General features: G+C 31.2%; 14 protein-coding genes. 10 read left to right on the top strand and 4 right to left on the bottom strand.

Going from position 1 to position 13,623, the window contains the following annotated elements; genetic code table 11:
• Positions 1–4 precede the first annotated feature (4 nt).
• Together P2G10_RS10330 and P2G10_RS10325 are read left to right on the top strand one after the other, a co-directional pair.
• On the top strand, positions 5–922 hold the full coding sequence (locus P2G10_RS10330; RefSeq protein WP_275316484.1) for a geranylgeranylglycerol-phosphate geranylgeranyltransferase: 918 nt from the start codon (positions 5–7) through the stop codon (positions 920–922).
• 45 nt (positions 923–967) lie between these two features.
• A complete protein-coding gene (locus P2G10_RS10325; protein WP_218772224.1) occupies positions 968–1,906 on the top strand; it encodes a pseudouridine synthase in 939 nt (312 codons plus the stop codon).
• Between the two features lie 39 nt (positions 1,907–1,945).
• Here the strand turns inward: P2G10_RS10325 and P2G10_RS10320 are convergent, their stop codons facing one another.
• Genes P2G10_RS10320 through P2G10_RS10310 form a run of 3 tightly spaced genes read right to left on the bottom strand, consistent with a single transcriptional unit; the run spans position 1,946 to position 5,031 of the window.
• Entirely contained in the window at positions 1,946–2,317 is a 372-nt protein-coding gene (locus P2G10_RS10320) for a heavy-metal-associated domain-containing protein (RefSeq protein ID WP_275316483.1), read from the bottom strand.
• A gap of 1 nt (position 2,318) precedes the next feature.
• On the bottom strand, positions 2,319–4,568 hold the full coding sequence (locus P2G10_RS10315; RefSeq protein ID WP_275316482.1) for a TonB-dependent receptor: 2,250 nt from the start codon (positions 4,566–4,568) through the stop codon (positions 2,319–2,321).
• Between the two features lie 55 nt (positions 4,569–4,623).
• Positions 4,624–5,031: an HYC_CC_PP family protein gene (locus tag P2G10_RS10310; RefSeq protein ID WP_275316481.1), complete on the bottom strand. Its 408-nt coding sequence runs from the start codon at positions 5,029–5,031 to the stop codon at positions 4,624–4,626.
• A 110-nt stretch (positions 5,032–5,141) separates the two neighbouring features.
• Between P2G10_RS10310 and P2G10_RS10305 the strand changes: the two genes are divergently transcribed.
• From P2G10_RS10305 to rodA, 8 genes are all read left to right on the top strand, one after another.
• Positions 5,142–5,594: a GAF domain-containing protein gene (locus P2G10_RS10305; protein ID WP_275316480.1), complete on the top strand. Its 453-nt coding sequence runs from the start codon at positions 5,142–5,144 to the stop codon at positions 5,592–5,594.
• 79 nt (positions 5,595–5,673) lie between these two features.
• On the top strand, positions 5,674–5,799 hold the full coding sequence (locus P2G10_RS10300) for a hypothetical protein (RefSeq protein WP_255554302.1): 126 nt from the start codon (positions 5,674–5,676) through the stop codon (positions 5,797–5,799).
• A 137-nt stretch (positions 5,800–5,936) separates the two neighbouring features.
• Positions 5,937–7,463, top strand: a complete 1,527-nt coding sequence (gene purH / locus P2G10_RS10295; protein ID WP_275316479.1) for a bifunctional phosphoribosylaminoimidazolecarboxamide formyltransferase/IMP cyclohydrolase — start codon at positions 5,937–5,939, stop codon at positions 7,461–7,463.
• Between the two features lie 82 nt (positions 7,464–7,545).
• Positions 7,546–8,574, top strand: a complete 1,029-nt coding sequence (locus tag P2G10_RS10290) for a rod shape-determining protein (RefSeq protein ID WP_218772219.1) — start codon at positions 7,546–7,548, stop codon at positions 8,572–8,574.
• 20 nt (positions 8,575–8,594) lie between these two features.
• Positions 8,595–9,401 (top strand): rod shape-determining protein MreC, encoded by an 807-nt coding sequence (gene mreC / locus P2G10_RS10285; RefSeq protein WP_275316478.1) that lies wholly within the window; start codon positions 8,595–8,597, stop codon positions 9,399–9,401.
• Positions 9,394–9,900 (top strand): rod shape-determining protein MreD, encoded by a 507-nt coding sequence (gene mreD, locus P2G10_RS10280; protein ID WP_218772217.1) that lies wholly within the window; start codon positions 9,394–9,396, stop codon positions 9,898–9,900. The genes mreC and mreD overlap by 8 nt, the downstream gene beginning before the upstream one ends.
• Before the next feature lie 54 nt (positions 9,901–9,954).
• Positions 9,955–11,838, top strand: coding sequence for a penicillin-binding protein 2 (mrdA, locus tag P2G10_RS10275; RefSeq protein WP_275316477.1), 1,884 nt, complete (start codon positions 9,955–9,957; stop codon positions 11,836–11,838).
• Entirely contained in the window at positions 11,819–13,096 is a 1,278-nt protein-coding gene (rodA, locus tag P2G10_RS10270; protein ID WP_275316476.1) for a rod shape-determining protein RodA, read from the top strand. Before mrdA ends, rodA begins: the two co-directional genes overlap by 20 nt.
• Positions 13,097–13,283: 187 nt before the next feature.
• Here rodA and rpsT read toward each other — a convergent pair whose 3' ends face one another.
• The gene (gene rpsT, locus P2G10_RS10265; RefSeq protein WP_218772214.1) at positions 13,284–13,535 is read right to left on the bottom strand and encodes a 30S ribosomal protein S20; all 252 of its coding nucleotides are present in this window, start codon (positions 13,533–13,535) and stop codon (positions 13,284–13,286) included.
• Between the last annotated feature and the right edge of the window lie 88 nt (positions 13,536–13,623).

Below are 13,623 nucleotides of genomic sequence, written 5' to 3'. Positions count from 1 at the left end.
TACAATGAGTATATTAAAAGTTAATACATTTCTAAAAAAAATATTTAGCCTTCTATCAGTCGTTAGAGGTTATAATATTTTAGTACTAATAGCAGCCCAATACTTGGCTGCTATTTTTATTTTCTCTGATCACAAATCTGTAAAACCAGTACTTTTCGATTGGCATTTACTTTACTTAGTTATTGCTACGGTAGCTACTGTAGCGGCAGGATACATCATCAATAATTTTTACGACAAAAAATCTGATCAAATAAACAGACCCATAAAATCGAACTTAGACTCATACATAAAACAAGAAACTAAATTATCTTTATACTTTACCTTAAACTTTATCGGTTTTGGTTTTGGTTGGTTAGTATCCTGGAGAGCTGCTTTCTTTTTTGCTATATATATATTCGGAATTTGGTTTTATTCACACAAATTAAAAAAACACCCTTTTATAGGTTTACTAAGTGTTACTATTTTAACGATACTTCCTTTTTTTGTGGTTTTTGTGCATTTTAAAAATTTTTCGAAAGTAATTTTTGTGCATGCAATCTTTCTGTTTCTAATTATAATGATTCGCGAATTAATCAAAAATTTAGAGAACATTAAAGGAGCCATAATAAATAACTACACTACTTTCCCTATTAAATACGGAGAAAAAAACACAAAAAAGTTAATCATCTTATTAATGATCTTAACCTTAATTCCGATAGGTGTTTTATTTTACTACCCCGCAATAGAGTACATGAAATATTATTTTTACTTAGCAGCTCTTGTTTTGTTCTTTATAGGTTTTTACACATGGAAAGCAACAAAAACGAATCAATACCGCCTTTTACACAACATTTTAAAGATATTATTGTTAATAGGAGTATTTAGTTTACTGTTTATTGATAAGTCTTTAATTCTAGACAAAGTAGTTATCGCTTTAGATTAGAAATCAAATAATTACCGTACATTTGCACCCTTTTAAAATTTAATTATGAATTCAAAAAACTCGTCGAGAGGACGACAGGCTGATAGAAACAGCAATCCTCGTGAAAAAAAATCATTTAGATCTGATAATAGATCTGACAGAACCGACAGACCTGTTAGAAAATCATCTGAAAAACCAAGATTTGCAACTAGCTCTTCTGACAACAAAAAACAATTTAATAGAGACCTTAAAAAATCAGCTGCTAATAAACCAAAGCAAACTAGCTCTGATGAAAGCACAGGGATTCGTTTAAATAAATACATTTCTAATTCTGGAGTGTGTTCACGAAGAGAAGCTGATACTTATATAGAACATGGTAGTGTTGCTGTTAATGGTAAATTAATGACTCAAATGGGCTACAAAGTACAACCTACTGATGAAGTTCGTTTCGACGGAACATTAATTTCTATAGAACAAAAACGTTATATATTATTAAACAAGCCAAAAAACTATATTACTACCATGGAGGATGATCGTGGTCGTAAAACAGTAATGGAAATTGTAGCCAATGCAACCAAAGAACGTATTTATCCTGTTGGAAGATTAGACAGAAATACTACTGGTTTGTTATTATTCACAAACGATGGTGAGCTAGCTAAGAAATTAACACACCCAAAACATGATGTACGTAAACTATATCATGCTTCTTTGGATAAAAAATTATCAATATCTGATTTAGATAAATTACGTGGTGATGTTATTATTGAAGGTAAAAAAGTTTTTATTGATGCCGTTTCTTATGTAGAAGGTGAAAGAAAAACAGAAGTTGGTATTGAAATACATTCTGGAAGAAACAGAATTGTACGTAAAATATTTGAAAACTTCGGATATGCGGTAACAAAACTAGATCGTGTTGTTTTTGCAGGTATGACTAAACGTAATTTACCTCGTGGTAGATGGCGTGAGTTAACCGAATTAGAAGTTAATTCATTAAAAATGTTATAAATAAAAAAATCCCGAGTTTAAAACTCGGGATTTTTTTATTTACTTCTTTTCTTTTTTATGATCGTCTTGTATTTCTTCACTTCGATACTTACAACAACCGTGTAAGCCATCGTAAGCTTCTTTTGTTGCTTTTACTGCTTTCGTATCATGACCAACATTTGCTACATTTTGCTGAATCGTTTTAACATCAATTTTACGCTCATCAATAATTAATTTTAGCTCATGTGTTTGTACATTCCACTGCGCATATTTTACACCTTTAGTATTTAAAGCTGCCTTTTCAATACGTCCTTTACACATCATACAAACACCATCTACATCAATAGATACTTTGGCATTTTTCTTCTTTTCTTGTGCTGATAAAGATATACTCATCAACAAAACTGTTATTACTAATACTATTTTTTTCATCTTAATCTATTTTAAATCTTAAACCTGCGTAATAATTACTTCCAAATACGGGCGCATATATAATTGTGGTATCAAAACTTGAACCAAAAGGATTATCGCTTCCCAATATCGGATTTTTTTGTTTGTAGTTTGTTAAATTTTCTGCTCCCGCATATAATTCAAACTTTTTAGAAAACACTTTTGTTACCTGAGTGTTTAACAAATTATAACTTTTTGAAAATTCTGGTAATCTGTATTGAGCTGGATTTGACTGCGTGTTTGGTAAACGTTGCTTCCCTATCCAATTATAAGTAACATCAAATTTCCAATGTGCATCATTTTCCTTTTTCTCTGTCTCATAAGAAACATTTGCAAAAAATCGATGTTTTGCCTGTAATGCCTTATCTAAATTCCCTGATTTATAATCCGTATTTACATCGTAGTATTTATATGAAAAACGAGTATTAAAATATGGTACTATATTTTGATTTACTTCTAACTGAAAACTATTAGCAACACTTTTTCCGTCTAAATTATAAAAAGATATTTCCTGCGGATTTTCCCAATCTATCACAACTTGATTTTCGAAATCTGTTCTATAAAAATCAAAAGTAATATCTCCCTTTTTACCAAACAATTTGTAACCTTGTAAAAATGATATTCCGTAATTCCAAGCTATTTCCGGACTTAAACCATAAACCTCCCCTCCTACATCATCAATATTAACTTGTCTTGAAGACGCAAAAAATTGTTGATTTTCAGCAAAAATATTTGCACTTCTTCTTCCTTTTCCTATCGATGTTCTAAATACTCCTTGTTCCCAAGGTACATAACGAATATGTAAACGAGGCGTTACAAAGATTCCTAATATATTATGTGTATCAATTCTTAATCCCGCAGTAATACTTATATCATCAGCATTATCATAAGCATATTCGAAAAAGGCACCTACAGAGTTTTCTTTACGATCATAATTACTTGCCGTGGTAACGTTTATAAACTCGTCATACTTATCATACGTAAAACTAAGTCCTGTTTTAAACTTACTTCTAGTATCTCCTATAATTGAATTGAAAACAAAACTACTGTAAAAACTTTGATGTTGAATATTATAATCATTTAATCCAAAATACGAATCTTGTTTATGATTACTATAGGCAGCCTGTACGCCCATACTTTGAAAAGGTAAATCAGGAAAAACGTACCCCAATTTAGCAGAAGTATCAAAGCGTTTTGTTTTAATTTCACTTCCCCAAACAGTAGTAGAACTTTTATCTAAATCAGGATTAAAATTAACTTCACCTACTTGCTTCTCATCATCTAAATATCTAAAATTAATAAAACTCACCCATCCTTTTTGCGCATCTACATACTGCCAGCGGTTCATGATATTAATTTGCTTTGCTAGCGGATTATCTAAAAAATTATCATCATTTTTATCAAATTTTTCTCCTCGGTAATTCCCGTGAACATACAAACCTGTTTGCCACTTATCACTTACTTTTTGATTAAAATGGGTGTTAAATTCCATTCTTCCTCCAGCTGATCCGTAAGCATTTACAAAAAAACGATGATTCGTATATGGCTTTACCAATTCGGCATTTATTTGTCCCGAAATACTCTCATAACCATTTACAACACTACCCGCACCTTTTGTTATCTGGATACTTTCTACCCAAGTACCTGGCGTAAAAGAAAGTCCAAATGCTTGTGATGCACCCCGTATAGATGGAATATTTTCTTGCGTAATTAACAAATACGGACTCGTTAAACCTAACATTTGAATTTGCTTTGTTCCTGTTAATGCATCCGAATAATTAACATCAATTGATGGATTGGTTTCAAAGCTCTCCGCTAAATTACAACAAGCCGCTTTTAATAATTCCGCACTGTTAATCATCATTACATTTTGAGCTTGCAAATATGATTTTTGAGTAGCACTTTTTTTAGACTTAACAGTTATCTCTTTTAAAGTATTGTTGTCTGTTAAAAAATGATGGATCGGTTTTAAGGAATTTATCGTAATAGTATCCGTTTTAAAACCCACAAAACTAACAACCAATTTCTTATACTCTTGTTGATAAGGAATTGTAAACCATCCTTTTTCGTTTGTAGTTACGCCTACGTTAGTATTCAACCAATGCACACTTGCTCCGTAAACACCTAAATTATCTTTAGGTCCGTTTTTATCCATAATCATACCTTTAAACTTCTCTTGAGCAAAGGTGATACTAGATATCAGCATTAAAATACTGAATATATTTATTTTCATTATTTTATATCATATTAAATTTTACAACTCTTACTTATTTAAAAGAATTATAAAATCATATAATATATACTTCGTGAAGTACCTGAATATCATAAACTAAATCAGGTTGAGAATAATATTGATGAAAATTGGGTTGATTTTCATCGTTTTCAAATAACAAATCGTAAGAGCTATAAAAAGCTACAAATAATTTAACTTGCTGAAAACTTATTTTTTTTGAAGATACTTTTTGTATTTTATCCTGTCCATCTATCTGATGCACTTCATCTTTACAGCATTTCTTTTTAATTACTGTTGCGCAATCATCTTTTTCACCTTCATTACAACTACCAGTTTCTCCTACATAAGAAACATCAACTAAAAAATCACCACAATAATGTTTAGCTACCGTAAAAGAAAAGGTAGAAAACAACACTAATAAGGCTAATGTTATGGTTGATATTTTAGTAATTACTTGTTTCATTAAATGCAAAGATACGAAAAATTAAAAATTTGTTTTTTAAAACAATTGTTAAAACTATTTTTGTAAGTTATTAGCTCGAATTACGAATAAGACTAAAAAACGTATCAATAATGAATTTACAAGAATTAAAAAATAATATAGATCAGATAACTGAAAGCAATGCTATTAAAGGAGAGAAGTTACAGCAAATTTGCGATTACTTAGCTGCTGAAGTTTCATATTACGATTGGGTAGGTTTTTACTTTAGAAATGGAGATAAAGAGGAATTAAAATTAGCTGAATTTAATGGCGAACCTACAGAACATACGATTATACCTTTTGGTAAAGGTATCTGTGGACAAGTTGCGGTTAGTAATGAAAATTTTGTAGTACAAGACACCAAAGAACAAGATAATTATATTTCTTGTGGTTGGAAAGTAAAATCTGAAATTGTAATCCCTATTTTTGTTAATAACGAGAACATTGGTCAGATAGACATTGACTCTCACACTATTAACCCTTTTACGGCAAATGACGAAGAATTATTAGAGTATGTTTGTAAAAAAGTAGCTTCTTTTATATAAATTTCACGTAAACGTTTGATTATTAGGTTTTTTATTCTTAAGTTTGTATTCTTATTAACCCCACATAATCCCCTAAATTATGAGTACCAAAGAATATCCCTCTTATGCTGCGTTAGGCAATCCTAATGCTCGTACAAAAACACGACAATCTTTTTTCGAAAAAATTACAGTATGGTTTCACGATTTCTTAGAAAACGCTGAATAATACTTTTGTTTTTTTGCAAAAAACACCACCAAATCTCTTAGAGATTTGGTGGTGTTTTCGTTTTACAATAAGCAAAAATAATTATTGTATAACCTTTACTGTTTTAGTAGCTTTGTTCACTTAACAACACAACAACAATGAACAATACAAAAACTATTAAATCTGCCCTAATTTCGGTATTTCATAAAGACGGATTAGCCCCTATAGTAAAAAAACTTAATGATTTAGGTGTTACTATATACTCTACCGGAGGAACTGAGAAATTTATAAAAGATTTAGGAATTAACGTGGTACCTGTAGAAGAGGTAACTTCTTATCCTTCAATTTTAGGAGGTCGCGTAAAAACATTACACCCTAAAGTATTTGGAGGTATTTTAAATCGCCAGGATCATGAAGGTGATGTTACTGAAATGCAAGAGTATAATATTCCTCAATTAGATTTAGTAATTGTAGATTTATATCCTTTTGAAAAAACAGTAGCTTCTGGTGCTCCAGAACAAGATATTATTGAGAAAATTGATATCGGAGGTATTTCATTAATCCGTGCAGCTGCAAAAAACTTTAAAGACACTGTGCTTGTTTCTTCAATGGAGCAATACAGCGATTTTTTAAACCTTATTACAGAGAGTAACGGAAATACATCAATTAGCGATAGAAAAAAATTAGCTGCTAAAGCTTTTAATATTTCTTCTCACTACGATACGGCTATCTTTAATTATTTTAATGAAGATGAAGTTGTATACAAAGCAAGTGAAACCAACTCTAAAACCTTAAGATATGGTGAAAACCCACATCAAAAAGGATATTTCTTTGGTGACTTAGAGGCTATGTTCGATAAATTACATGGTAAAGAATTAAGCTATAACAATCTTTTAGATGTTGATGCTGCAGTTAACTTAATGAACGAGTTTTCGGGTGAAGCACCAACTTTCGCTATTTTAAAACACAATAACGCATGTGGTTTCGCACAAAGAAAAACAATTCACCAAGCTTATGTAGATGCCTTGGCAGGTGATCCTACTTCTGCTTTTGGAGGTGTTTTAATATCAAATACTAAAATAAATAAAGTTACCGCCGAAGAAATTCATAAACTATTTTGCGAGGTAGTAATTGCTCCTTCTTATGACTCCGATGCTTTAGAAATTTTAAAAGGTAAGAAAAACAGGGTTTTATTAATTCAGAAAGCAGTAACATTACCTACCCAAACTGTTAGAACTGCGTTAAACGGAGTTTTAATACAAGATAAAGATAACATTACTGATAAATTAGAAGATTTATCATATCCTACAAATACGAAACCATCAGAAAGTGAGTTAGATGATTTGCTATTTGCTTCAAAGCTGTGTAAAAACACAAAATCGAATACAATTATTTTAGTAAAAAACAAACAACTACTTGCTGGCGGAACAGGACAAACGAGTAGAGTTGATGCTTTAAAACAAGCAATTGACAAAGCAACTAGTTTTAATTTTGATTTAAAAGGAGCAGTTATGGCAAGTGATGCCTTTTTTCCTTTTCCTGATTGTGTAGAGATTGCAAATAACGCAGGAATACAAAGTGTAATTCAACCAGGTGGTTCTATTAAAGATCAATTAAGTATAGATTACTGTAATAACAACAATGTTTCTATGGTTTTTACAGGTACAAGACATTTTAAACATTAAGTAACATTGAGTGTAAAATACCCGCAGATTTTTATTAGATTTGTGAGAATACATTAGAAACAGGTAAAACAAAGGAGTTTATATGGGATTTTTCGATTTTATGACAGAAGATATTGCAGTCGATTTAGGTACTGCAAACACGCTTATCATTCACAATGGTAAAGTTGTTATCGACAATCCGTCCATCGTTGCACGTAACCGATTGACTGGTAAAATTATTGCCACGGGTCATGAAGCAAGCAGAATGCAAGGAAAAACTCACGAGAACATAAAGACTATACGCCCTTTAAAAGACGGAGTGATTGCTGATTTTCAAGCATCTGAAGAGATGATTAAAGAATTTGTAAAGCAAATCCCGGCTATCAAAAAGAAGTTTTTTCCTCCTTCATTACGAATGGTTATTTGTATTCCTTCAGGAATTACAGAGGTTGAAAAACGAGCAGTTATAGACTCTGGTCGCCATATGAATGCGAAAGAGATATATTTAATTTTCGAACCAATGGCTGCTGCAATTGGTGTTGGTATCGATATTATGGAGCCGAAAGGAAACATGATTATAGATATAGGAGGTGGTACTACTGAGATTGCGGTAATTGCCTTAGCTGGTATTGTATGTGATCAATCAGTAAAAGTTGCTGGTGATTTATTTACGAGTGACATTATGTATTACATGCGTACACAACACAATTTACACGTTGGTGAAACTACTGCCGAGAAAATAAAGTTACAAATTGGCTCTGCGACTGAAGACCTTGACAATCCTCCAGAAGATATGATGGTACAAGGACGTGATTTATTAAGTGGTAAACCTAAACAAGTGCAAGTATCTTATAGAGAAATTGCAAAAGCATTAGACAAATCGATATTACGTATTGAAGATGCTGTTATGGAAACATTATCTAAAACTCCGCCCGAATTAGCTGCTGATATTTATAACACTGGTATTTATTTAGCTGGTGGTGGTTCTATGCTTAGAGGATTAGATAAACGCTTATCTAGAAAAACAGATTTACCCGTATACATTGCCGAAGATCCACTTCGTGCCGTAGTAAGAGGAACTGGTATTGCTTTAAAAAACCTTGAAAAATACAAGTCTGTATTGATCAAATAAATATTGAATGATTATTATATATGCAACAGATTATCTATTTCTTTCAGAGGTATAAAAACTTCTTGTTTTTTCTATTTCTAGAAATTATTGCTGTTGCATTAATCATTAACAACCATTCTTTTCATAAAAGTAAATTTATTAGTTCTACTAATTTTATAACTGGTGGTGTTTATCAAAAATCATCAGAATTATCCGAATACCTTAGCTTAAAAAGCAGAAACAAAGAATTATCCGAAGAAAATACGCGTCTTAAAAATAAATTGGATCAACTTTCTATAATTACTGATACTATTAGCAAAACAATTGATAGTGACCAAAACTTCTTATACATTAACGGAAAAATCACAAATAACTCCTACAGTAAACCAAATAACTTTATCACTATAAATAGAGGTTCTGCACATGGTGTTAATGCTGAGATGGCTGTTATAAATAGTAAGGGAATTATTGGCATTACAGATAATACAAGCGCTAAATTCGCAAGAGTACAGTCTATTTTAAATTCTAATAGTAGAATTAATGTTGGGTTTAAGAACAACAATTATTATGGTACACTAAAGTGGGACGGACTAGATTACAACAGTGTTCAGATAACAGATATACCACGCCAGGCAGTTTTTAAAATAGGTGATACCATTATTACAGGTGGTAAATCTACTATTTTTCCTAAAGGAATTCCTGTTGGTACTATTAGTGAAGTTCCTGAAAACCTTTCTGCTTCAAACACTATTGATGTGAAGTTATTTAACGACATGGCTAACTTAGGGCATATTTATATTATTACCAGTCTTAACAAAGAAGAAATTAAAAGAATTGAAGATGAATAGAACGATTTATATCATATTTTTATTTTTTTTCCTTTTATTATTACAAGTACTTGTGCTAAACAATGTTTTATTTTTGGGGTATGTAAATCCGTACTTGTACATTGTCTTTGTTTTTTTATACCCTTTAAACTCTAATAGATTTCCTTTTTTAACTTTAGCCTTTATATTAGGATTATCTGTTGATGCTTTTTCTAACTCAGGCGGAATACATGGTTTTTCTATTTTATGTATCGCTTATATAAGGCTTTTTTTTATCAAAACAATCTTTAAAAAGCACGAACCTGATTATTTATTATTCAGTTTAAGGCTCGAAACATTTGATAAAGTTTTTAATTATACCGTAATTTTAACACTAATTCACCACTTCATTTTATTTAGTTTAGTTAACTTTAGTTTTTACAATTTATCAGAAGTACTTCTAAACACAATATATTCGAGTGTGTTTACGTTAGTATTGTATTTTTTAGGTCGCTTTATATTTAGAAAAAAGCTAACTTAAGTCTTCTTAAACTAAAAACTATTTCTTTTTAACTAGTAAAATCACTAATAATAAATGAAACGTAGTTTCTTACTTATATTTTTAATCACCCTTATTGGACTAATTTATATTGTTAGGTTGTTTCAATTGCAAGTTATTCGTGGCACAGACCAAAACCCAGCACAAAGCTCTGCTGTTAAGATTGAATATGATTACCCAGAACGTGGTTATATATACGATCGTAATAACAAATTATTAGTAGCAAATCAATTATCATATGATGTAATGGTAGTTCCTAAAGATGTGGAACCATTAGATACTCTAGAGTTTTGCGCCCTTTTAAAAATAACAAAAGAAGACTTTAAAAAAAGATATAACAAAGCTGAAAAATATGCTCGATGGCTACCTTCTAAGTTTCTAAAACAATTAGCGAAAGAAGATTTTGCTTATCTACAAGAAAAACTACCAAAATACAAAGGTTTTTACATTCAAAAACGTATTATTAGAAATTACCCTATTGATACTGGCGCCAATATTTTAGGTTTTATTGCTGAAGTAAACGAAAAAAAAGCAAGAACAAATGATTACTATGAACAAGGAGAGTTAATAGGTAAACTTGGTGTAGAAAAACAATACGAAGGAGTTCTTAGAGGTGTTAAAGGTAAAAAGCGTTTTAAAAGAAATAACTTAAATAAAATTACCGGTTCGTATAAAGATGGTAAATTCGATACACTTGCTGTTACCGGTAAAGATTTAACACTTACTATTGATAGCGAATTACAACAATACGGCGAATTATTAATGAAAGGAAAAAGAGGTGGTATTGTAGCTATCGAACCAAAAACTGGTGAGATTTTAGCTTTAATAACAGCACCTTCTTACGACCCTAATTTATTGGTTGGTAGAAAAAGATCTCCTAATTCAGTAAAATTATTTAATGATACCATAAACATGCCAACTTTTGACCGTGGATTGCAAGCTATGTACCCTCCTGGCTCTCCATTTAAAATTCTGAATGGATTAATTGGCTTACAAGAAGAGGTTATTGATAAAGACTTTGGTGTGTATTGTCACCATGGATACAGATACGGAGCACGTAAAAATGAGTTCATGGGGTGCCACTGTGGTATTACAGGTAGACCAATTCGTTTAAAAACCGCTATTGCCAAATCATGTAATAGTTATTTTGCCACAACTTATAAGAAAATTATTGATAAAACTGGTGATCCTAAAGAAGGAATGGAAAACTGGAACAAACACGTTGAAAGTTTTGGTCTCGGAAATTACCTTGGCTATGACTTACCTGCAGGAAGAAAAGGAATGGTACCTAATGCTGATTTTTACAACAAGTGGTATAAAAATAAATGGCAATCAACCTATACTATTTCAAACTCAATTGGTCAGGGTGAAATACTTGCAACTCCTATGCAACTAGCAAACATGACTGCTGCAATTGCTAATAAAGGTTACTTTTACACACCACATATTGTAAAAAAAATTGATAATAAAACAGTTACAGATTCTGCATATTCTACCCGTAGAAATACTACTATAGACCCTAAACATTTTCCTATCGCTATCGAAGCAATGCACGAAGTTTTTACATACGGAACCGCTAAGTGGTATCAAATAAAAGGAATTGAAATTTGTGGAAAAACAGGAACTGCTGAAAATAAAATTAAAATGATAGATGGAGAAAAGGTACAAGCCCAAGATCATTCTATTTTTATTGCTTTTGCCCCTAAAGATAATCCTAAAATCGCTATTGCAATTTTTGTAGAAAATGGAGGGTATGGCTCAACAATAGCAGGACCAGTAACTAGCCTTCTCATTGAAAAATACCTTAGAGGCTCAATTACAAATAAGCGCCTTGAAGACCGTATGATTAATATGAGTCTTCAAAAAGAATATGATAAATTAATTAAAAAGAAAGATACCCTTGCGTCAGGAACGAAATAACATATTTGAAGGCATCGATTGGCTGCTAGTTTTTATCTATATTATACTTGTTGGTTTCGGCTGGATGAATATTTACGCATCTTCATCAACAGATGAAACTAGAGATTTTTTCGACTTTTCTACTAAGTACGGGAAACAATTAATTTTTATATCCTTAACGATTCCTGTTATTATTCTTATTCTTTTCTTTAATTCGAAATTTTACGAGCAATTTGCAAGTGTTTTATATATATTCTCTTTAATACTACTAGCCGGGGTTTTTGTTTTCGGAAAAAAAATTAACGGAGCTACATCTTGGTATAATTTCGGTGGCATTGGTTTACAACCTTCAGAATTTGCAAAGGCATTTACTGCATTAGCGCTTGCTAAACTAATGAGTGACCGTAAGTACAACTTAAAACTAATAAAAAACCAAGTAAAAACATTTGTTATAATATTTTTACCTGCATTTCTTATTGCATTACAGCCAGATATGGGTTCTGTTTTAATTTACTTTGCTTTCTTTTTTGTCTTAAACAGAGAGGGATTAAGTTTAGTATATTTAATATTTGGTGCCGTATCTATACTTTTATTTATATTAACTATTTATTTCGGAGCCAAACTAATCCTTATTATTTGTTTAGCCCTCATCACTCTTGCAACCATCTATGCTGTATATAAAAATAAACGATTTATTAGGTTTAACGCCTTTAGAATAGTTGCTCTGTATATATTTACAAGTTTATTTGTTTTTGGCATTGGCTATATGTATGATAACATTCTAGAACAACATCAAAAAGACAGATTTGATATTTTATTAGGAAAGGTTACAGATACAAAAGGAATTGGATACAACTCTTATCAATCAGAATTAACAATTAGTTCTGGTGGTTTTTTTGGTAAAGGTTTCTTACAAGGCGATCGAACACAAGGAGATTTTGTTCCTGAGCAACATACAGATTATATATATAGTACAGTTGGGGAAGAATGGGGATTCTTAGGAAGTTCTCTCGTAATAATACTATTTATGTTACTTTTATATCGTATTATATACTTATCAGAAAAGCAAAATAATAAATTTAGCCGTATATACGGTTATGGCATAGCCTCTATCATATTCTTTCACTTAATTGTAAATATAGGTATGGTTATAGGCTTACTACCAACTATCGGAATCCCTTTACCTTTTTTCAGTTACGGAGGCTCTTCTTTATGGGGTTTTACACTACTCCTATTTATTTTCATAAGATTAGACGCTCACAAGAAATACGATTGGTAAAACAACTACTATTAATCTCTACCAGACACAAGGATAAAACTTAATACACTTCATTCTAAAAGGGTTTTTAGTAAAATCTATACCATAATACCATAAATCAAACATCTTATTTACATCAAACAAAAGAGCACAAAAAAACGCTTCGATAAAATCGAAGCGTTTTTTTATTTTGTAGCTTTAAATTGTCTTATAAAGATGCAACGTGCTTAGCTAATTTAGATTTTAAGTTAGCTGCTTTATTCTTGTGAATAATGTTATTTTTAGCTAATTTATCTAACATAGATACAACAGTAGAAAACATACCTTCTGCTTCCTTCTTGTCTTCAGACGCTTTTAATCTCCTAACAGCATTACGAGTTGTTTTATGCTGATATTTGTTTCTTAAACGCTTAGCGTCGTTACTTCTAATTCTTTTTATTGCTGACTTGTGATTTGCCATTATACTAGATTCTTAATTGTTTATAAAAAACTTTGTAGTCCGTACGGGAATCGAACCCGTGTTACATGGATGAAAACCATGCGTCCTA

It is taken from the genome of Tenacibaculum bernardetii (assembly GCF_029125915.1).
GTDB lineage: Bacteria > Bacteroidota > Bacteroidia > Flavobacteriales > Flavobacteriaceae > Polaribacter > Polaribacter bernardetii.
The sequence above is the reverse complement of the archived record's forward strand: the minus strand, read 5'-3'. Positions and strand labels throughout refer to the sequence as shown.